Annotated in this window: 14 protein-coding genes and 1 pseudogene; 12 read left to right on the top strand and 3 right to left on the bottom strand. The window is 72.9% G+C overall.

All coding sequences use genetic code 11. The features are described 5' to 3' along the window. Positions 1–154: 154 nt before the first annotated feature. A pseudogene (locus ACZ4W9_RS30670) lies at positions 155–814 on the bottom strand (cytochrome b/b6 domain-containing protein); the annotation flags it as partial. A 348-nt stretch (positions 815–1162) separates the two neighbouring features. Between ACZ4W9_RS30670 and leuS the strand changes: the two are divergent. The 8 genes from leuS to holA all read left to right on the top strand — a co-directional run bounded on the left by leuS (position 1163) and on the right by holA (position 12690). Then, on the top strand, positions 1163–4045 hold the full coding sequence (gene leuS / locus ACZ4W9_RS30665) for a leucine--tRNA ligase (protein WP_467941232.1): 2883 nt from the start codon (positions 1163–1165) through the stop codon (positions 4043–4045). Between the two features lie 187 nt (positions 4046–4232). Then, on the top strand, positions 4233–4964 hold the full coding sequence (locus ACZ4W9_RS30660; RefSeq protein ID WP_467941231.1) for a hypothetical protein: 732 nt from the start codon (positions 4233–4235) through the stop codon (positions 4962–4964). Between the two features lie 72 nt (positions 4965–5036). Next, the gene (locus tag ACZ4W9_RS30655) at positions 5037–5882 is read left to right on the top strand and encodes a DegV family protein (RefSeq protein ID WP_467941230.1); all 846 of its coding nucleotides are present in this window, start codon (positions 5037–5039) and stop codon (positions 5880–5882) included. Between the two features lie 129 nt (positions 5883–6011). Continuing rightward, positions 6012–7235 (top strand): ComEA family DNA-binding protein, encoded by a 1224-nt coding sequence (locus ACZ4W9_RS30650; protein ID WP_467941228.1) that lies wholly within the window; start codon positions 6012–6014, stop codon positions 7233–7235. Further along, positions 7232–9949 (top strand): ComEC/Rec2 family competence protein, encoded by a 2718-nt coding sequence (locus ACZ4W9_RS30645; protein ID WP_467941227.1) that lies wholly within the window; start codon positions 7232–7234, stop codon positions 9947–9949. The genes ACZ4W9_RS30650 and ACZ4W9_RS30645 overlap by 4 nt, the downstream gene beginning before the upstream one ends. 187 nt (positions 9950–10136) lie before the next feature. Next, complete coding sequence (locus ACZ4W9_RS30640) at positions 10137–11018, top strand: YceI family protein (protein WP_467941226.1); 882 nt, start codon at positions 10137–10139, stop codon at positions 11016–11018. Positions 11019–11367: 349 nt separating this feature from the next. Then, the gene (locus ACZ4W9_RS30635) at positions 11368–11613 is read left to right on the top strand and encodes a hypothetical protein (RefSeq protein ID WP_358688168.1); all 246 of its coding nucleotides are present in this window, start codon (positions 11368–11370) and stop codon (positions 11611–11613) included. 87 nt (positions 11614–11700) lie between these two features. After that, a complete protein-coding gene (holA, locus tag ACZ4W9_RS30630; RefSeq protein ID WP_467941224.1) occupies positions 11701–12690 on the top strand; it encodes a DNA polymerase III subunit delta in 990 nt (329 codons plus the stop codon). Between the two features lie 364 nt (positions 12691–13054). Here the strand turns inward: holA and rpsT are convergent, their stop codons facing one another. Beyond that, positions 13055–13321, bottom strand: coding sequence for a 30S ribosomal protein S20 (rpsT, locus tag ACZ4W9_RS30625; protein ID WP_467941223.1), 267 nt, complete (start codon positions 13319–13321; stop codon positions 13055–13057). 225 nt (positions 13322–13546) lie between these two features. Between rpsT and lepA the strand changes: the two genes are divergently transcribed. From lepA to hemW, 4 genes are all read left to right on the top strand, one after another. Next, entirely contained in the window at positions 13547–15421 is a 1875-nt protein-coding gene (gene lepA / locus ACZ4W9_RS30620) for a translation elongation factor 4 (protein WP_467941221.1), read from the top strand. Between the two features lie 260 nt (positions 15422–15681). After that, positions 15682–17556 (top strand): AMP-dependent synthetase/ligase, encoded by a 1875-nt coding sequence (locus tag ACZ4W9_RS30615; RefSeq protein WP_467941220.1) that lies wholly within the window; start codon positions 15682–15684, stop codon positions 17554–17556. A 160-nt stretch (positions 17557–17716) separates the two neighbouring features. Next, positions 17717–19537 carry a SpoIIE family protein phosphatase gene (locus ACZ4W9_RS30610; protein WP_467941235.1) on the top strand — a complete coding sequence of 607 codons (1821 nt, stop codon included), beginning with the start codon at positions 17717–17719 and terminating at the stop codon, positions 19535–19537. A 56-nt stretch (positions 19538–19593) separates the two neighbouring features. Continuing rightward, positions 19594–20826, top strand: coding sequence for a radical SAM family heme chaperone HemW (gene hemW, locus ACZ4W9_RS30605; RefSeq protein WP_467941218.1), 1233 nt, complete (start codon positions 19594–19596; stop codon positions 20824–20826). Between the two features lie 64 nt (positions 20827–20890). On the opposite strand, the gene ACZ4W9_RS30600 is transcribed toward hemW, so the two are convergent. Then, entirely contained in the window at positions 20891–21706 is an 816-nt protein-coding gene (locus ACZ4W9_RS30600; protein WP_467941217.1) for a DUF3097 domain-containing protein, read from the bottom strand. Positions 21707–21714 lie beyond the last annotated feature (8 nt).

Here is a 21714-nt window from a genome sequence, read left to right as displayed (position 1 = left end):
AGGACCTCAGCAATCCTCATTCTCGCTGGTCAGAGGCACTTTCCGCTTTCCTGATCACCAGTCGGACAGCCCACCTCGTGAAAGCGCGAGGCTAATGGAGCGCTGCGTGGACTCCCGGGTGACGCCGATGACGAGCGTGCGCGCCCCGAGCGCCTCGGCGCACAGCAGCGCGCCGTCCGGGACGAGGTGCGGCGCGCAGCGCGAGGGCGCCCATCACACCGAGCAGGGACACGCCGTAGAGGATCACGAAGACGGGTTTGGCCGCGCGACCCGCGTAAAGACCGTGGATCAGCGCCGCGCACCACGCCGGGTAGGCCAGCATGTGCAGGGCCCGCCGGCGCGCGGCGACCGGGGCCGGGGTGGCGAAGGTGCCGCGCAGGGCGCCCGTGATCCCCATGAAGACCATCAGCGGGCCCGCGAGCGAGCCCAGCCCGGTCAGGCCGGCGATTCCGGTGACGCCGAGCGAGAACGGGACGACGGCGGCGATCACCTCCGTGTGGCCGAGCGCGGTTTTCGTGGTGATGTGCAGCAACAGGAACGCGATCGAGGCGACCGCGGTCGTCCGGTGCACCGCCTGCCCGATGATCCGCTGCCGGGTCTTCAGGAAGATCCGGTCCTGGGCGATCAGGCCCCAGATCACCGGGCAGCTCAGCGAGACCAGCGACAGCACGCCCGCGCCGAAGTTCAGAAACTCGTGGAACCGGGCGCCCCCGGCCAGTACGGACACCGGTATCGGCAACAGGGCGACAGCGGTCGCCACCCCATAGGCCGAGCGGCCCGGTACGGGGAGCGAGCTGGTACGACGACGATTCATGGGGGCCACTCCGAGCAGTTTCGGGAAAGCGGTCCCGCTGTCGCACTCCAAGTGGCGCCATACCAATCAGTAGGGGGTTTGAGTTATTGCGCTGTTATCGACGGACAATCCGATGGGAGACCGGTCTCCCCTTACATGTCGATCAGGGATACGGAAGCGCGTCGCGGCCTGCTCAAGGGCTGCGGTACCCTAGCGCCATGCGTGCCGTACGCCTTCTGCTTAGCGGGCCGCGCTGATCAGTACCGACCCCGGTCCAGCCGTGAGGTCGGCATCGGCGCGGCGTCCCCTCCTGTGCGAGGGGTTTTTTCATTTCCGCAGGCAGAGACGATCGATGGAGCTTTGAGGATCATGAGCGAGACGAACCCCGCTGCCAGCGCCGCCATGTCGGCGGAGGCGGCGCCGCACCGCTACACGGCCGCCATGGCAGCCGAGATCGAGGCACGCTGGCAGGACTTCTGGGACGCCGACGGCACCTACGCCGCGCCGAACCCCACGGGTGATCTGGCGGGCGACGCCGCGCTGGCCGCCAGGCCCAAGAAGTTCATCATGGACATGTTCCCGTACCCCTCCGGCGCGGGCCTGCACGTCGGCCACCCGCTGGGTTACATCGCCACCGACGTCTACGCCCGGTTCCAGCGCATGACCGGCCACAACGTCTTGCACACCCTGGGCTTCGACGCCTTCGGCCTGCCCGCCGAGCAGTACGCCGTGCAGACCGGCACGCACCCGCGCGTGTCCACCGAGGCCAACATCGAGAACATGAAGGCCCAGCTGCGCCGGCTGGGCCTGGGCCACGACAAGCGCCGGTCGTTCGCCACGATCGACCCGGAGTACTACAAGTGGACCCAGTGGATCTTCCTGCAGATCTTCAATTCCTGGTACGACGGGGAAGCGCGCAAGGCCCGCCCGATCTCCGAGCTGATCGCCCAGTTCGAGTCCGGTGAACGCGCCGTTCCGGGCACCACGCGCGCGTGGAGCGAGCTGAGCGTCCGCGAACGCGCCGAGATCCTGGGCGAGTACCGCCTGGCCTACGCCTCCGACGCGCCCGTCAACTGGTGCCCCGGCCTGGGCACCGTACTGGCCAACGAGGAGGTCACCGCCGACGGCCGTTCGGAGCGCGGCAACTACCCCGTCTTCAAGGCCAAGCTGCGCCAGTGGAACATGCGCATCACCGCCTACGCCGACCGGCTGCTGGAGGACCTGGAGGAGCTGGACTGGCCCGAGGCCATCAAGCTGCAGCAGCGCAACTGGATCGGCCGCAGCGAGGGCGCCCGCATCGACTTCCCGATCGACGGCGACCGCATCACGGTCTTCACCACCCGCCCCGACACCCTGTTCGGCGCCACCTACATGGTGCTGGCGCCCGAACACCCGCTGGTCGAGAAGTTCACCCCCGAGGCGTGGCCCGAGGGCACGCACGAGGTGTGGACCGGCGGCCACGCCACCCCCGCCGAGGCCGTCGCCGCCTACCGCGCGCAGGCCGCCTCGAAGTCCGACGTCGAGCGGCAGGCCGAGGCCAAGGACAAGACCGGCGTCTTCACCGGCGCGTTCGCGACCAACCCGGTCAGCGGCGAGCGGGTCCCGGTCTTCATCGCCGACTACGTCCTGATGGGCTACGGCACCGGCGCGATCATGGCCGTCCCGGGCCACGACAGCCGCGACTTCGCGTTCGCGCGCGCCTTCGAGCTGCCCATCCGCTGCGTGGTCGAGCCGACCGACGGCCGCGGCACCGACCCGGCCGCCTGGGACGACGCCTTCGTCTCCTACGACGCGAAGATCGTCAACTCCGACAGCGACGACCTCACCCTGAACGGCCTGGGCGTGGCCGACGCCAAGGCGCGCATCACCGAGTGGCTGGCCGGCAAGGGCATCGGCGAGGGCACCGTCAACTTCCGGCTGCGCGACTGGCTGTTCAGCCGCCAGCGCTACTGGGGCGAGCCCTTCCCGATCGTCTACGACGAGGACGGCGTCGCCCACGCGCTGCCCGAGTCGATGCTGCCGCTGGAGCTGCCCGAGGTCGAGGACTACAGCCCGCGCACCTTCGACCCGGACGACTCCGACACCCAGCCGGAAACCCCGCTGTCGCGCAACGAGGACTGGGTCAACGTCACCCTGGACCTGGGCGACGGCCCCAAGAAGTACCGCCGCGAGACCAACACCATGCCCAACTGGGCCGGCTCCTGCTGGTACGAGTTCCGGTACCTGGACCCGCACAACGACCGCGCGCTGGTCGACCCGGAGATCGAGCGGTACTGGATGGGCCCGCGCGAGGGCCTGCCGCACGGCGGTGTCGACCTGTACGTCGGCGGCGCCGAGCACGCCGTGCTGCACCTGCTGTACGCGCGCTTCTGGTCCAAGGTCCTGTACGACCTGGGGTACGTCTCCTCCTCGGAGCCGTTCCACAAGCTGTTCAACCAGGGCATGATCCAGGCCTACGTCTACCGCGACAGCCGTGGCATCGCGGTGCCGGCCGCCGAGGTGGAGGAGCGCGACGGCGCGTACTACTACCAGGGCGAGAAGGTCAGCCGCCTGCTGGGCAAGATGGGCAAGTCCCTGAAGAACGCGGTGACCCCGGACGAGATCGCCGCCGAGTACGGCGCCGACACGCTGCGCCTGTACGAGATGGCGATGGGCCCGCTGGACGTCTCCCGCCCGTGGGACACGCGCGCGGTGGTCGGCCAGTTCCGGCTGCTGCAGCGGCTGTGGCGCAACATCGTCGACGAGACCACCGGCGAGGTCACCGTCACCGACGCCGAGCCCGACGAGGAGACCCTGCGGGCCCTGCACAAGGCCATCGACGGCGTGCGCCAGGACCTGGAGGGCCTGCGCTTCAACACCGCCATCGCCAAGGTCACCGAGCTGAACAACCACCTGACCAAGTCCGGTGGCGCGGTGCCGCGGTCCGTGGCCGAGCCGCTGGTGCTGATGGTCGCCCCGCTGGCTCCGCACATCGCCGAGGAGCTGTGGCGCAAGCTGGGCCACACCGACTCCGTCGTCCACCGGGACTTCCCGGCCGCGGACCCGGCCTACGTCGTCGACGAGACCGTGACCTGCGTCGTGCAGATCAAGGGCAAGGTCAAGGCCCGGCTGGAGGTGCCGCCCGCCATCTCCGAGGAGGAGCTGGAGAAGGTCGCGCTGGCCGACGAGAAGGTGATCGCGGCGCTGGGCGGCGCGGGCATCCGCAAGGTGATCGTGCGGGCGCCGAAGCTGGTCAACATCGTTCCCGCGTAGACCGCGCCGATGCCGCGCGCAGGCAGCCCGCGTCGATACGGCGCGTAGAAGACGGGGTGCCCGCGCCGGCTCGGGGTAGTCCCCTACGGGCAGGTTCGGGGTCCGGACGGAACTCCGGGCCTGCCCGCTGCGTTTACCGTGGAGAGGCGCAGCGGGCCGTACCGCACCCGACCGGAGGAGGAGCGCCATGGACGTAGTGCTCACCGTGTTCGCCCTGCTCTTCCTGATCTTCGTCGCCCTGGGCGCCTTCGCCGCGGTCAAGGCCGTCCGCGCCACCAAGCGCGGCGTGGACCGGACCCTCGCGCAGGCCCGCCGCACGGTCGAGGACCACACCCTGCGCGCCAAGTCCGTCGCCCAGCCCGGGCCGGCCGGCGAGATCGCCCGGCTGCGGCTCACCCTGCGCACCTCGATGCGCGCCACACAGGACGCGCTGCGCGCGGGCGTGGCCGAGGACGAGTCGCTGAAGGAGTCCCTCGGCCTCTTCGAACGGCTCAGCGCGCACGGGCACGAGCTGGACGCCGATCTCAAGCGCCTGGAGACCGAGCCGGACCGGGCCGCGCTCGCCGCGCGCCTGCCCGAACTCCGCGCGCGCACCGAGCGCATCACCCATTCCGCGGACTCCCTGCGCTGGGCCGTCCGCGACCGGGCCCAACGCTTCTCCGACGACGACCTGGACACTCTCAGCGCCCAGATCCACATCGAGGCGGACGCCCTGCGCCACTGGACGGGAACCGAGCCCGGCCCGGCGTCCGCCCGCTGGACCGACGCGCCCGCCGACGGTCCGGCCAAGGGACGGACCCGTGCCGGGCAGGCCGGAGCCCAGGCCGCGGCGGGGCCCGGTCCCGACGCGATCACCGGGCCCTCGTGGCGCCCCACCGTCCCGTGGCAGAAGAAACCCCGCCCCGAGAGCACCACATGAGCGGGCCGCATCCCGGGCACCCGGCAGGGGCCGGGCTGCCGAGCGAGCGCTACGCCAGGTAACCTCCAGCTCATGTCCCGCCATGTCGCGATCGTCACCGATTCCACGGCCTATCTGCCGCCCCGGGCGATGGAGCGTCACGGCATCACCGCGGTCCCGCTGACCGTGGTCCTCGGCGACCAGGCGCTCGAAGAGGGGACCGAGATCTCCACCCGTTCCCTCGCCCAGGCGCTGCAGAAACGGCGCTCCGTCACCACCTCCCGCCCCAGTCCCCAGGTGTTCGCGGAGACCTACCGCGAAGTCGCCGAGACCGGCGTGAGCGGCATCGTCTCCCTGCACCTCTCCGCCGAGCTGTCCGGTACCTACGACGCGGCGGTCCTCGCGGCGCGCGAGGCACCGGTGCCCGTGCGGGTGGTGGACACCGGCATGGTCGCCATGGCGCTCGGTTTCTGCGCGCTCACCGCGGCGGAGACCGCGGAGGCGGGCGGCACGATGGACGAGGCCGTCACGGCCGCCGAGAAGCGGGCCGCCGACACCTCCGCCGTCTTCTACGTCGACACCCTCGACTATCTGCGCCGCGGCGGCCGCATCGGCGCCGCGCAGAAGCTCCTGGGTTCCGCGCTCGCCGTCAAGCCCCTGCTCCAGCTGGGCGACGGCCGTATCGAGCCGCTGGAGAAGGTGCGCACGGCGTCCAGGGCGATCGCGCGCCTGGAAGAGCTCACCGCGGAACGGGCGGGCAACGCGGAGGTCGACATCGCCGTCCACCATCTCGCCGCCGCCGACCGCGCCGCCGCACTCGCCGACCGGCTCCGGGCCCGCATCCCGGGCCTGGCCGACCTGCACGTCAGCGAGGTGGGGGCGGTGATCGGGGCGCATACCGGGCCGGGACTGCTCGGGGCGGTCGTTTCGCCCCGCTGAGGCCGGGAACGGGCCCGTCGGCCTGTCGGTTTCACTCGTGTGGGTGGCGGAGTTATCCACAACCGGGCGGTAACGCACGGGAATTCACCAAGATCACCGCGATGCGGGGAAGTGCTCCATCCTCGTCGCATGGCACTTCGATCTCGTTCCCGCATCGCGACCCCGACCAGCGGCCCGGGCCGTGGTCCGGCTTCCGACGGCCGCGTCCGGCACCGCCGGGCCACCGGGCACCGTCGCCTCACCGAGCACCGCCGTCCCGCCGAGAACCGCCGGGCCCGTCGCCGCCCCTCCGCACCGGGGGAGGAGCTGCGCCGCCGGGCGGAACTCCTCTTCGGCGAACGCGCGGTGCAGTGGCGGGAGTCCGGGAACGCGCCGCCGGACCCGGACGGATCCGCGAGCACGTGGGCCGCGCCGGGGCGGGGGGCGCGGAGGGCGGGGGCGGCGCCGGCGACGGCGAGGACGGTCACCACGGCCGTGCCGGAGCAGGGCACGGTCGCGGGGCGCTCACCGGCCGACCCGGTCTCGCCGTCTTCGCCGTCGGACGCTTCGCCGGGGGACGAAAGGGCCGCTGTCGCGCAGCCGAGGGCCGGTGTCGCGCAGTCGGCGGAACCGGAGGTGCCGGAAGGGGCGCGGGCGCCGGCGGCCACGGGCTGGCGGGAACGTGCCGGGCTGGCGCTGCGGGAGCGGATGCCGGTGTGGCTCCAGGTGCGCTACGGCGTGGAGCGGCGAGCCGTCGTGGCGCTGGCCGTGGTGCTCGTCGTCGCGGCCGGTTTCGCGGTGCAGCACTTCTGGTCGGGCCGGACCCGGTCCGTGAGTGCCCCGCAAGTGGTCCGCTCCCAGGCGTCGTTCGCCGAGAAGGACGAGCAGACGGCGACCGGAGCGGCTGCGGTCCCATCGGCGAGTCCCCGCGCGGAGATCGTCGTGGACGTCAGCGGCAAGGTGCGCGAGCCCGGGATCCTGCGGCTGCCGGCCGGTGCCCGGGTGGCCGACGCGCTGCGAGCCGCGGGCGGGGTCCGGCCGGGCGTGAGCACGGAGGGGCTCAACCGCGCCCGGTTCCTGGTCGACGGCGAGCAGGTCGTGGTCGGCGCCCCCGGCGGCGCCGTCGCCCCGGCCGGACCGGCGGCCGGACGGCTCTCCGGTGCCACCGGCACGGGCCCGGCCGCGCCGGTGTCCCTCAGCACCGCCACCGCGGAACAGCTCGACACCCTCCCCGGGGTCGGTCCGGTACTGGCCCAGCACATCATCGACTACCGCACCCGACACGGCGGGTTCCGCTCGGTGGACGAACTGCGCGAGGTCAACGGCATCGGGGACAGCCGGTTCACCGACCTGCGCGACCTGGTACGGCCGTGAACCGCGCGCTCACCGCGGCCGGCCCGCACCCCGGGGCCGAGCGGAGCACGGCCGCGCAGGCCGGCCGGAACGGCCCCCCGGACCTACGCCTGGTGCCGCCCGCGCTCGCGGCCTGGGGCACGGCGGCCCTGACCCTGGACGCACCGGCGGCCTGGACCGCCGCGACCGCCGTCGTCTGTCTGCTCGGCGGTGTCCTGCTGCTGTCGGTGCGGCGAGCGGAACGGACCGGGCGGGCCGAAGGAAGCAGCGGGATCAGAGGGATCGGGCAGGCCGGGCCGACCGGTCGGGCGCGGGGCCGGTCTCGCTGGGCGCGGGCCACCGTCGCCGGGGTGCTGCTGTGTTCCGCCGCGGCGGCCCTCTCCGCCGGACTGCACGGAGCCGATGTCCGGCGGGGACCGGTGCCCGAGCTGGCCCGGCGGTTCGCGACCGTCACCGCCGAGGTCGAGATGACCGGTGACCCCTGGCTGAGCAGGCCCCGGGTGCGCGGCGACCGCGCGGCACCGGTGGCGGTGCTGGCGCGGGCGGAAGTGCGGAGCGTGGAGGCGTCGGACGGACAGCGGGCGCGGACCCGGACGCCCGTGTTGCTGATCGTCGACGCGGACGTCCCGGCACCGGAGGAAGCACCGGAGGAAGCGGACGTCCCGGCTCCGGAAGGGAGGGGCGGCAGAAGCCGGCGCCCCGGGCCGCCGGCCGGAGCCGAAGGGCACGGGCCGGACGGGCGAGCCGCCTGGCTGGGGCTGCTGCCCTCCACGCGGCTGCGGATCGTCGGGCGGCTGGCACCCGCGCTCACGGGCGGCGACCGGACGGCGGCCGTGCTCCGGGTGCGCGGCCGGCCGGCGCCCCGGCTCGTGGCGGGGCCGAGCGGACCGCAACGACTCGCCGGGCACCTCCGGGCCGGCTTGCGGGAGGCGACCGCGGACCTCTCGGGGGACGCGCGGGCGCTGCTTCCCGGCCTCGTCGTGGGGGACACCTCACGGATCACACCCGAACTGGACCACGCCTTCCAGGAGACGGACCTGGCGCACGTCCTCGCCGTCTCCGGCAGCAACCTCACCGTCCTGCTCGCGCTGCTCATCGGACCGCCGGGCCTGGCCCAACGCGCCGAACGCCGTGGCCTGGCCCCACGCCTGGGGCTCTCGCTGCGCGTGACGGCCCTGCTCGCGGGGGCGCTGACACTGGGCTTCGTGGTCGTCTGCCGACCCGACCCCAGCGTTCTGCGGGCCGCGGCCTGCGGCGGGATCGCGCTGCTCGCCCTGGCCACCGGGCGCCGCAGATCCCTGATCCCGGCGCTGGCCACGGCCGTGCTCCTGCTGGTGCTGTACGACCCGTGGCTGGCCCGCAGTTACGGCTTCCTGCTGTCGGTGCTGGCCACGGGCGCGCTGCTGGTGCTGGCGCCGGGCTGGAGCGAGGGGCTGCGGCGCCGCCGGGTGCCTCCGCGGCTCGCCGAGGCGCTGGCGGCGGCGGCCGCGGCGCAGGCCGTGTGCGCGCCGGTCGTGGCGGTGCTGTCGGCCCGGGTGAGTCTCGTGGCGGTCCCGTGCAACCTGCTGGCCGAGGTGGCGGTGGCACCGGCCACGGTGCTGGGGTTCGCGGCGCTCGCGGCGGCGCCCGTGATGATGCCGGTGGCCAAGGCGCTGGCCTGGTGCGCGAGTTGGCCGGCCGGGTGGATCGCCGGGATCGCCCGGGCGGGGGCGGCGCTGCCCGGCGCGGGCGTGGACTGGCCGGGGAACTGGCCGGGGGCCCTGGCGCTCGCGGCGGTCACCGTGGCCGTCGTCCTGGCCGGCCGGCGGCTGCTGCGGCGCCCCGTGTGGTGCGGGCTGCTCGGTGTGCTGCTCGTGCTGGTCGTGACCCGGCCGGCGCCGCTGACCCGGGTGATCACGGGCTGGCCGCCGCCGGGCTGGCGGTTCGCGATGTGCGATGTCGGACAGGGCGACGCGACGGTGCTGGCGGCGGGCGAGGGGGCCGGAGTGGTCGTGGACGCCGGACCCGATCCGGCGCTGGTCGACCACTGCCTGCGGCGGCTGGGCATCACCCGCGTCCCCCTCCTGATCCTGACCCACTTCCACGCCGACCACGTGGCGGGTCTGCCCGGCGTCCTGCGGGACCGCTCGGTGGCCGCGATCCAGACCACCGGCCTCGCGGAGCCGGCGGACCAGGCCGAGTCCGTGCGCAGGGAGGCGGCCCGACGGCACATCCCGGTGCTGACGGCCGCCGCGGGAGAGGAACGGCGCGTCGGACCGCTCACCTGGCGGGTCCTGTGGCCCCCGCCCCAGGACGCCCCGATGCCCTGGGGAACGCGCACGCCCACCTCCACGCCCGGTCCGGCCTTCTCGCCGGAAGGGCCGAACGACGCCAGCGTCGCGCTGCTCGTGCGCACGGGCGGACTGCGGCTGCTGCTGCTCGGCGACCTCGAACCCCCGGCCCAGCAGGCCCTGCTGCGATCCCCGGCGGTGGCCGATCTGGCCGGGGTGGACGCCCTGAAGGTGGCCCACCACGGCTCGGCCTACCAGGACCCCGGATTGTTGCGCCTCACCGCACCCCGGGTGGCGCTCGTCTCCACAGGCGCCGACAACCCCTACGGCCACCCGGCACCGGCGACCGTGGCCGCGCTGCGGACCGGCGGAGCGACGGTCGTGCGCACCGACCGGGACGGGGCGCTCGCGCTCACCGGGAGGGGAGGGAGGGACGGGGAGATGCGGGTGACGAGCGAGCGCTGAGGAGCCGCCACGCGGGGTGAGCTGTGTGCGGGCTGTGTGAAACCCCGACCTGAACGACTAATTCCCCCCAGTCCCGGCGCATGCAGCTGATTCCTGTGATGTGGGCTCGTGTTGCCTCGAAAGCCGCATCAGTGATCGAATGAACCTTCGGCAATGGATCATGTCGGGGGGTACAGGGGTGTCGTGGATGTTCGGCCGTTGGTGGGGTAACCGCAGGAACCGCGTGCAACGGACGAATCCCCTGGCGGGGGTGCGGACACCGCCGCATGCCGGAGTGCTCAGCTGCCGGGTGGTCGACCCGGTCAACGAGCCGGTGCCGGGCGCGGAGCTGACGGTCAGCGACTCCGTGGGCCGCCGGGTGGTGACCGGGGGCACGGACCCCTATGGCCTGTTCCTGACCATGGTGCCGGCGGGGGAGTACCGGCTCGCGGTGGCGGCCGAGGGCTACGCGCCGTACCGGGCCACCGCGCTGGTCGCGGAGAACTCCCTGGCCTCCCTGGGCGACGTGACGCTTCAGGTGGCCCAGCCGCCGGAGCCGCCGGCGCCGGGCGACTGGAACATCGAGCCCGCGCACTCCTCCATCGGTTTCACCGCACGGCACATCGGACTGGCCCGCATCCACGGGCGGTTCGACTCCTTCGCCGGGGTGGTGCGGATCGCCGAGCGGATGGAGCAGTCCATGATGCACGTCGTGATCGACGCGTCCTCCATCGACACCGGGGTCCGGATGCGCGACGACCACCTGCGGTCGGGGGACTTCCTGGACGTGCAGCGGTTCCCGACGCTGGAGTTCTCCAGCGACCGGTTCGTGCACAAGGGCGGCACCCGCTGGGCGGTCACCGGCGCGCTGTCGCTGCACGGCGTGACCCGGACGGTCACGCTCGACACCGAGTACCTCGGGCTCGGCAACGGCATGGAAGGCGAGACCCGGGCGGCCTGCCGGGCCACCACCGAGCTGCACCGGGACGACTTCACGGTCAGCTGGCAGTCGATGCTGGCCCGGGGCATCGCGGCGATCGGACCGAGCATCCGCGTCGACCTCGACGTCCAGATCGTCCCGAAGAGCTGACCCGCGCGGGATCAACCCCCTGAAACCGGCCGGGTGGACCGGAAGGCGATGCCCTCGGCGCCCGGGCCGCCAACGGGAGCGCGGACGGGTCCGAGCGGCCGGGGCGCGCCCCGGCCGAGGGGCTGCCGCGCCCGCCACGGCAAGGGCCGAGCCGGTCCTCGGCCTTGCTCCTGGCCCCCGGGTACCGGCCGGCCCCGGCCCGCGGCCCCGGCCCGCGTGCACCGGCTGACCGCACCCGACGTATGCCCGCTGACCTCGGCTTCGCCGTGCCACCCGCCCCCGTCCCGGCGGGTCCGAGGAACGGCCGGCCCAGGCCCGGGGCCCCCGTCGGGTGCCGGAGAATGGGTCCGTGAGCGATGTGAGACACGTGCTGGTACTGCCCGACCGTGACGCCGCCGAGGAGGCGGCCGAGGCGCTCGGGGAGCGGTTCGGGATCGACGAGGAGCCGCGGCTCGTGCGGGACGCGCTGGCCGGCGAGGACGACGCCGAGGACGCCCAGTGGCTGGTGGTCCTGAGGGACGCGCACGACCGGCTCGACCCCGCGGAGCTGGACGCGTTCGCGGGGGAGTGGGACGGCTGGCGCGAGGAGCCGTGACCCGGACCCGCCCTCAGGGTCGGCTCCGGGACCGGTCGGGGTGGCGGGGCCGGTTGGCTGTCGGTGCCGCGTGGGATGCTGTAAGCGATGGCCAGGAAGACTGCGAATGACGACCCTCTCGCCCCGGTGACCCTTGCCGTGGGCCAGGAGGACCTCCTGCTCGACCGTGCCGTGCGGGAGGTGGTGGCCGCCGCCAGGGCCGCCGACGCCGACACGGACGTACGCGACCTGACCCCGGACCAGCTGCAGCCCGGCACGCTCGCCGAGCTGACCAGCCCGTCGCTCTTCGCGGAGCGCAAGGTCGTGGTCGTACGCAACGCGCAGGACCTGTCCGCCGACACGGTCAAGGACGTGAAGGCGTATCTCGGTTCGCCCGCCGAGGAGATCACGCTCGTGCTGCTGCACGCCGGCGGAGCCAAGGGCAAGGGGCTGCTGGACGCGGCGCGCAAGGCGGGCGCGCGGGAGGTGGCCTGCCCGAAGATGACCAAGCCGGCGGACCGGCTGGCCTTCGTGCGGGGGGAGTTCCGCTCCCTCGGCCGGTCGGCCACACCCGAGGCGTGCCAGGCGCTCTGCGACGCCATCGGGAGCGATCTGCGGGAGCTGGCCTCGGCCGTCTCGCAGTTGGTCGCCGACGTGGAAGGGACGATCGACGAGGCCATCGTCGGGCGGTACTACACCGGGCGCGCCGAGGCCTCCAGCTTCACGGTCGCCGACCGGGCCGTGGAGGGGCGTACGGCGGAGGCGCTGGAAGCTCTCAGATGGTCGCTGGCGACGGGCGTGGCGCCGGTGATGATCACGAGCGCGCTGGCGCAGGGCGTGCGGGCGATCGGCAAGCTGTCCTCGGCCCGGGGCGGCCGGCCGGCCGACCTGGCGCGTGAGCTGGGCATGCCGCCGTGGAAGATCGACCGGGTGCGCCAGCAGATGCGGGGCTGGACGCCGGACGGGGTCGCGGTGGCGCTCAGGGCGGTCGCGGAGGCCGACGCGGGGGTGAAGGGCGGCGGCGACGACCCCGAGTACGCCCTGGAGAAGGCGGTCGTGACCATCGCCCGGGCCGCCCGCTCCCGGGGCCGGGCCTGACGCACGACGTCCGCCCACCGGAGAGCCACCCGAGAAGAGCCACACGAGGGGGATGCCCGGCTCCGCTCACCGAAGAGCCGGGTAGCGGATACAGGTCCCTTCCCTGCCTGCCCTGCCCGGCCATGGCCGCTGGCACGCCGGGCACCAGTGACCGCTTCCCCCGGGGCGCCGTCCCCGCGCACGCATGCCAAAAACCCCGGCACCCGCCTTGGGGAAGGCGGAGCACCGGGGTCCTCGGATCACACTCTTGGATCCACGCCCGCGTGGCGAACGCAGGCCGCGCGTGGATCCGGGGGTGCCAGTCGGGAGCGGATGAGAGAGGGCCCGCCCTGGGTCCTTCCGGCGATCAGATCAGAAAGGAGGTTCAGCCCTTGAGGGTCGCGACCTTGGAAGCAAGCGCCGACTTCTTGTTGGCGGCCTGGTTCTTGTGGATGACGCCCTTGGAGACGGCCTTGTCGAGGGCACGCGCGGCAGCGCGCTGCAGCTCGGTGGCCTTCTCGGTGTCACCCGCGGCAGCGGCCTCACGGGCCTTGCGGATCGCGGTCTTCAGAGAGGACTTGACGGCCTTGTTGCGCAGCCGCGCCTTCTCGTTGGTCTTGTTCCGCTTGATCTGGGACTTGATGTTCGCCACGAAGGAGCCTTTTCAGGTTCAGGCACGGGGCCGCGAGGGTCCCGTGCCGGTGATCCAAACTTTTCGGTCGTGCCTCGCGCTGAGAGGGCATGAGGCACAGCCATCTACAGTACCAGTGGCCCTCCGGACGGCCCAAAACGGCCCCCGGTCCCTGCCCGTGGGACCATGGAGACTACGTAACGATCCGACCCGAGGCATAAGGCGCCTCAAGAGACAGGACCCTGCGTGCCCGCGACCCCTAACCATGTGCCCGAGCCGAGCCGTACCGCCCCGGCTCTGATCCGCAACTTCTGCATCATCGCGCACATCGACCACGGCAAGTCCACGCTCGCCGACCGGATGCTCCAGCTGACCGGTGTGGTCGAGCAGCGGCAGATGCGTGCTCAGTACCTCGACCGGATGGACATCGAGCGCGAGCGCGGCATCACGATCAAGTCCCAGGCGGTGCGTCTGCCCTGGGCCCCGACCGAGGGCCCCGACCAGGGCACGACCCACATCCTCAACATGATCGACACCCCGGGGCACGTCGACTTCACCTACGAGGTCTCGCGGTCGCTGGCCGCCTGCGAGGGGACCATCCTCCTGGTCGACGCCGCCCAGGGCATCGAGGCGCAGACCCTCGCCAACCTCTACCTGGCGATGGAGAACGACCTCACGATCATCCCGGTGCTCAACAAGATCGACCTTCCGGCGGCGCAGCCGGAGAAGTTCGCCGAGGAGCTGGCGAACCTGGTCGGCTGCGAACCGGACGACGTCCTCAAGGTCTCGGCGAAGACCGGGCTCGGCGTGGACGTGCTGCTGAACAAGGTCGTCAAGGAGGTCCCGGCGCCGGTCGGTGTCGCCGACGCGCCCGCCCGCGCGATGATCTTCGACTCGGTCTACGACTCCTACCGCGGTGTCGTGACGTACGTCCGTGTCATCGACGGCCAGCTCAACAAGCGCGAGCGCATCAAGATGATGTCGACCGGCGCCACCCACGAGCTGCTGGAGATCGGCGTCAGCTCGCCGGAGATGCTGCCGGCCGACGGCCTCGGCGTCGGTGAGGTGGGGTACCTCATCACCGGTGTGAAGGACGTCCGGCAGTCCAAGGTCGGTGACACCGTCACCCGCCAGAACAAGGGCGCCACCGAGGCGCTCGGCGGTTACAAGGACCCGAAGCCGATGGTCTTCTCCGGTCTGTACCCGCTGGACGGCTCCGACTACCCGGAACTGCGCGAGGCCCTGGACAAGCTCCAGCTCAACGACGCCGCGCTGGTCTACGAACCGGAGACCTCCGCCGCGCTCGGCTTCGGTTTCCGCGTCGGCTTCCTCGGCCTGCTGCACCTGGACGTGATCCGGGAGCGGCTGGAGCGCGAGTTCGGCCTCGACCTGATCGCCACCGCCCCCAACGTGGTCTACCGCGTGATCCTGGAGGACGGCAGCGAGGTCACCGTCACCAACCCGAGCGAGTTCCCCGAGGGCAAGATCGACGAGGTGTTCGAGCCGGTCGTGCGGGCGACGATCCTCGCGCCCACCGAGTTCATCGGCGCGATCATGGAGCTGTGCCAGACCCGGCGCGGCACGCTGCTGGGCATGGACTACCTCTCCGAGGACCGCGTCGAGATCCGCTACACGCTGCCGCTCGCGGAGATCGTCTTCGACTTCTTCGACCAGCTGAAGTCGAAGACGCGCGGCTATGCCTCGCTGGACTACGAACCCACGGGCGAGCAGAGCAGCTCCCTGGTCAAGGTCGACATCCTGCTGCACGGCGACAAGGTGGACGCCTTCTCGGCGATCACCCACAAGGACCAGGCGTACGCGTACGGCGTGCGGCTCGTCGCCAAGCTCAAGGAGCTGATCCCGCGGCAGAACTTCGAGGTGCCGGTGCAGGCCGCCATCGGCTCCCGGGTCATCGCCCGCGAGACCATCCGCGCCATCCGCAAGGACGTCCTCGCCAAGTGCTACGGCGGTGACATCTCCCGTAAGCGGAAGCTGCTGGAGAAGCAGAAGGAAGGCAAGAAGCGGATGAAGATGGTGGGTTCCGTGGAGGTTCCGCAGGAAGCCTTCATCGCCGTCCTGTCCAGCGATGACGGCGTGGGGTCGGCCAAGGGCAAGAAGTGACCGGCGGTTACGGCCGGTGACGTCCGCAAAGCGGGCATGTGGGGGCCCGTCGTGCGAAAGCGCGACGGGCCCCCGCGTGCGAGGGGCGCGGCCCCGTGCCGAAAAGTGCCGGGCCGATGCCCCTTACGCGGCGGGCGGTCGCGCCTTACCCTGATCCCTGCTCGCTAGTTACTGGTGAGTTAAACAACGTCCGCACCCCCACCGTGAGTCAAGCCAGCCGCACCTAGTCAGCCGCACCGTCGCGGGCCCCGGAGGATGTCGTGAGCGACACACAGACCCTGATCGAGAACCGTCCGCCGTCCGTGGCGGCCCTCTTCCTGGAGCGCGTGGCGGCCACACCGGACGCCGAGGCCTACCGCCACCCCGTCCCGCCGGCCGCGGGCGAGGGCCCCGACGACTGGGCGTCGCTGAGCTGGGCGCAGGCGGCCGAGCGGGTGTACGCGATCGCGGCCGGGCTCATCGAGCTGGGCATCGAGCCCGAGCAGCGGGTGGCGCTCGCCTCCTCCACCCGGGTGGAGTGGATCCTCGCCGACCTCGGCATCATGTGCGCCGGCGGCGCCACCACGACCGTCTATCCGCAGACCAACGCCGACGAGTCCGCGTTCATCCTCTCCGACTCCGAGAGCCGCGTACTGGTCGCCGAGGACGCGGCGCAGCTCGCCAAGGCCGTGGAGAAGCGCCCAGAGCTGCCCGCGCTGACCAAGGTCGTGGTGATCGACCCGGCCGGCGTGCAGACCGGCGACTGGGTGATCAGCCTCGCCGAGCTGGAGGAGCGCGGTGCCGCGTACCTGGAGCAGCACCCGCAGCTGATCAAGGAGCGGGTCGGCGCGATCACCAGGGACCAGCTCGCCACCCTCATCTACACCTCGGGCACCACCGGCCGCCCCAAGGGCGTGCGCCTGCCGCACGACAACTGGGCGTACATGGCCAAGGCGATCGCGGCGACCGGCCTGGTCACCATCGACGACGTGCAGTACCTGTGGCTGCCGCTCGCGCACGTCTTCGGCAAGGTGCTCACCTCCGGCCAGATCGAGGTCGGGCACGTCACCGCCGTCGACGGCCGCGTCGACAAGATCATCGAGAACCTGCCGGTGGTGCGGCCGACGTACATGGCGGCCGTGCCCCGCATCTTCGAGAAGGTCTACAACGGCGTGGCGGCCAAGGCCCGGGAGGGCGGCGCCGCCAAGTACAAGATCTTCCAGTGGGCCGCCGAGGTCGCCCGCGAGTACGCCAAGGCCACCCAGGACAACTTCCGCCGCACCGGCGTCGCCTCGGCCCCCTTCGGGCTCGCCGCCAAGCACAAGGTCGCCGACACCCTCGTCTACGCCAAGCTCCGCGAGGCCTTCGGGGGCCGGCTGCGCGCCTGTGTCTCCGGCGCCTCCGCGCTCGCGCCCGAGATCGGCTACTTCTTCGCCGGCGCCGGCATCCACATCCTGGAGGGCTACGGCCTCACCGAGACCTCCGCCGCCTCCTTCGTCAATCCCGGCGAGGCCTACCGCACCGGCACCGTCGGCAAGCCGCTGCCCGGCACCGAGGTCCGCGTCGCCGACGACGGCGAGATCCTGCTGCGCGGCCCCGGCATCATGCAGGGCTACCACCAGCAGCCCGAGAAGACCGCCGAGGTGCTGGAGTCCGACGGCTGGTTCCACACCGGCGACATCGGCGAGCTGTCGCCCGACGGCTACCTGCGCATCACCGACCGCAAGAAGGACCTCATCAAGACGTCCGGCGGCAAGTACGTCGCGCCGGCCGAGGTCGAGGGCCAGTTCAAGGCGGTGTGCCCGTACGTGTCCAACATCCTCGTGCACGGCGCCGACCGGAACTACTGCACCGCCCTCATCGCCCTGGACGAGCCCGCGATCCTGGAGTGGGCGAAGGACAACGGCCTGGAGGGCAGGTCGTACGCGGAGATCGTCGCCGCGCCGCAGACGGTGGAGATGGTCGACGGGTACGTGCGGCAGCTCAACGCCGGGCTCCAGCGCTGGCAGACCATCAAGAAGTTCCGGCTGCTGCCGCGCGACCTCGATGTGGAGCACGGCGAGATCACGCCGAGCCTGAAGCTGAAGCGGCCGGTGGTGGAGCGGACGTACAAGAACCTGATCGACGAGATGTACGCCGGCGCGCGGGAGGCGTAACCGGCGCCCGGTTCGTACGGCCGTCCGCGCAGGCGGTATTCGGACAGTGCCCCGCACGCCCCTTTTCCGCTCACCGGTGCTCGAAAGGTTTTGTCTTCCGGTCAGTTCCGTGACTTAGCGCATCCGGGCGGGGCCGGTCTGTCACCCTGACCGCATGGACATGGCGGCCATACCCACACAGCGGGACGGCGAGTCCCGGCCAGGTGCCGCTCGGGGGCGGGCCACACTGGCCGGCAGTCCCCTTGCCCCCGGGTCGGCCCGCGCGCTGGTGCGGGCCGCGCTCGCCGAGGTGCCCGGGGTCCCGGCGCGGCTCGCCGACGACGCCATGGCCGTCGTCAGCGAGCTGGTCACCAACGCCGTCGTGCACGCCGGCACCGACGTGCACGTCGAGTGGCGGCTGGAGGAGACCGGCGCGTTCGTGATCGAGGTGCGCGACCAGCACCCCTCCCGCGCCCCCCGGGACGCCCTGAGCGGCGAGGCGTCGTACGACACCCCCGAGTACGGGCGCGGTCTGCGCCTCGTCGCCACGCTCGCCGAGTCCTGGGGTGTCACCTACCGCACCGGCGCCAAGACCGTCTGGGCCCGGCTGCCCCCGGGCGGCAGCGACGCCCTGGACGGACCCGCCGCCGGCCCCGCCATGGAGGTCGCCGAGGACCTCGCCCCGCAGCCGCACCGGGCCGACGGCGACCGGGACTGGCTCGGCCGGGGCGCCCTGTCCTTCCTCGCCGAGGCCTCCGACCTGCTCGCCGGACAGCTCGACGAGAACCTGGTCGCCGCGCTCACCGGACAGCTCATCGTGCCCCGGCTCGCCGACTGGTGCGCCGTCTGGCTGGAGGACGAGGCGACCGTCCGCGGCGGCGCCTGCGACGGCCCCGCCCGGGTCTGGCACGTCAGCGAGGCCCGCATCGAGGAACTGCGCGCCGCCCTGGAGAAGGAACCGCCGCGCCCGCCGGACGCGGCGCGCTGCGGCCCCGAGCCCTACGCCTGGCCCGGCCACGCGCTCGGCCCGCACGGCGGCGACGGCACCGCGCTGGCCTACCGGCTGATCGCGGGCGGCCGGCCGCTCGGCACGCTGGTCCTCGGCCGCTGCGGGCCGGCCGGCTTCCCCGACGAGATCACCGGCCTGGTGGAGGACCTGAGCCGGCGGGTCGCCCTGGCCATCGGCGCGGCCCGCCAGTACGCCCGCCAGGCCACCATCAGCGCCGTCCTCCAGCGCGGTCTGCTGCCCGGCGCGGTCGCCGAGATCCCCGGCGTGCGCAGCGCGCTCGTCTACGAACCCTGCGACCAGGGCGGCCCCAGCGGCGACTTCTACGACCTGTTCCCGGCGGGCGACGGACGCTGGTGCTTCGCCGTCGGCGACGTCCAGGGCAAGGGCCCCGAGGCGGCCGTGGTCATCGGCCTCGCCCGGCCCTGGCTGCGGCTGCTCGCCCGCGAGGGATACGGCGTCGCCGACGTCCTGGACCGCCTCAACCAGCTGCTGCTGGACGACGCCACCGAGGCCGCCGACGCCGCGGCCCGCGCCCTGGTCGCCGCCGGCGGCCGGCCACCGGGCCTGGGCGACGGCCCGCAGACCCGCTTCCTCTCCCTGCTCTACGGCGAGCTGACCCCGCACGCCGACGGGGTCCGCTGCACCCTTGCCTCCGCCGGCCACCCACTGCCGCTCGTCCTCGCCCCCGACGGCACCGTGCGCACCGCCGCCGGCCCGCAGACGCTGCTCGGCGTGGTCGAGGACGAGACGTACACCAGCGAGACCGTGGAGCTGCGCCCCGGTGACAGCCTGCTGTGCGTCACCGACGGGGTGACCGAGCGGCGCCGCGGCACCCGCCAGTTCGACGACGGCGACGGCCTCGCCCGCGCCCTGTCCGGCTGCGCCGGCCTCGGCGCCGAGCGGATCGCGGAGCGCATCCGCCGCCTGGTCCACGACTTCGGCGCCGACCTGCCCACGGACGACCTGGCCCTGCTGGTGCTCCAGGCCGAGTGACGCCCCCGGTTTCCGGGGCGGCGGGGCGATGTCCGTGGTGCTGGACAATGGGAGACATGCCTTCCGCACTCCCCGACGGCGAGCCCGTCCCCGCCGACGGCGCGCTGCCCGCGTCCGCGCTCGCCGGGGCCGCCGCCCGCCCGCTCGGTTTCTATCTGCACGTCCCGTACTGCGCGACCCGCTGCGGCTACTGCGACTTCAACACCTACACCGCGACCGAGCTGCGCGGCACCGGCGGAGTGCTCGCCTCCCGGGACAACTACGCGGACACCCTCGTCGAGGAGGTCCGGCTGGCGCGCAAGGTGCTGGGCGACGATCCCCGCCGGGTCCGTACGGTCTTCGTCGGCGGCGGTACGCCGACGCTGCTGGCCGCCGAGGACCTCGTACGGATGCTGGGGGCGATCCGCGAGGAGTTCGGTCTCGCGCCGGACGCGGAGATCACCACGGAGGCGAACCCGGAGTCCGTCGACCCCGCCTACCTCGCCACCCTGCGCGAGGGCGGCTTCAACCGGATCTCCTTCGGCATGCAGAGTGCCCGGCAGCACGTGCTGAGGGTCCTGGACCGCACGCACACCCCCGGCCGGCCCGAGGAGTGCGTGGCCCAGGCGCGGGCGGCCGGCTTCGACCACGTGAACCTTGACCTGATCTACGGCACGCCGGGGGAGAGCGACGACGACTGGCGGGCCTCCCTGGAAGCGGCCCTGGGCGCCGGGCCGGACCATGTCAGCGCCTACGCGCTCATCGTGGAGGAGGGCACCCGGCTGGCCGGCCGGATCCGCCGCGGCGAGGTCCCGATGACCGACGACGACGTGCACGCCGACCGGTACCTGATCGCGGAGGAGACGCTGGGCCGGGCGGGCTTCGAGTGGTACGAGGTCTCCAACTGGGCCACCTCCGAGGCGGGCCGCTGCCTGCACAACGAGCTGTACTGGCGCGGCGCCGACTGGTGGGGCGCCGGACCGGGGGCGCACTCGCACGTGGGCGGCGTGCGCTGGTGGAACGTGAAGCACCCCGGCGCGTACGCGGCGGCGCTCGCCGGGGGACGCTCTCCGGGCGCCGGCCGCGAGATCCTCTCGGCCGAGGACCGCCGGGTGGAACGGATCCTCCTGGAACTGCGACTGCGCGAGGGCGTTCCCCTGTCCCTGCTGAGGGCGGAGGGCCTCGCGGCCTCCCGCCGCGCCCTGACGGACGGACTCCTCCAGCGGGAACCGTACGAGGAGGGACGCGCCGTGCTCACCCTGCGCGGCCGCCTCCTGGCGGACGCGGTGGTGCGGGACCTGGTGGACTGACCACTCGGGTGGGTGAAACGGGTGCCCGCCTGCCTGATCGGTGGGTTCGCGACCCTTCCCGGCGTCAGGCCCCACCGCTGCCCGTGACGAAGTCGATCAGTTCCTCCACGCGTCCCAGCAGCTCCGGCTCCAGGTCCTTGTAGGACCCCACCCGCTTCAGGATCGCCTGCCACACCGCGCCGGTGTTCTCCGACGGCCAGCCGAGGGCGCGGCAGACGCCCGTCTTCCAGTCCTGGCCCCTCGGTACCGCCGGCCACGCCTCGATGCCGAGCGAGGCCGGCTTCACCGCCTGCCAGATGTCGATGTACGGGTGGCCGACGACCAGGGCGTGCTCGCTGGTGACCGACCGCGCGATCCGCCATTCCTTCGTGCCCGGCACCAGGTGGTCCACGAGGACACCGAGGCGGGCGTCGGGGCCCGGGGCGAAGGAGTCCACGATGGCCGGGAGGTCGTCCACGCCCTCCAGGTACTCCACGACCACGCCCTCCACGCGCAGGTCGTCGCCCCACACCTTCTCGACCAGTTCGGCGTCGTGCCGGCCCTCGACGTAGATCCGGCCGGCGCGGGCGACGCGCGCCCGTGCCTGGGGGACGGCGATCGAGCCGGACGCCGTACGGGCGGGACGGGCCGGGGCCGGGGTCGGCCGGACCAGCGTCACGGCCCTGCCCTCCAGCAGGAAGCCGCGCGGTTCCAGGGGGAAGACGCGGTGCTTGCCGAAGCGGTCCTCCAGGGTCACCGTGCCCGCCTCGCAGCGGATCACCGCCCCGCAGAAGCCGGTGCCGGCCTCCTCCACCACCAGGCCCGGTTCGGCGGCGACCTCCGGTACCGGCTGCGGCTTCTTCTTCCAGGGAGGGGTCAGATCGGGCGAGTACTGGCGCATTCGGATGA

The organism is Streptomyces sp. NPDC029296 (assembly GCF_055569255.1).
Note: the sequence above shows the minus strand (reverse complement) of the source record. Positions and strands in the feature narration are given on the sequence as shown.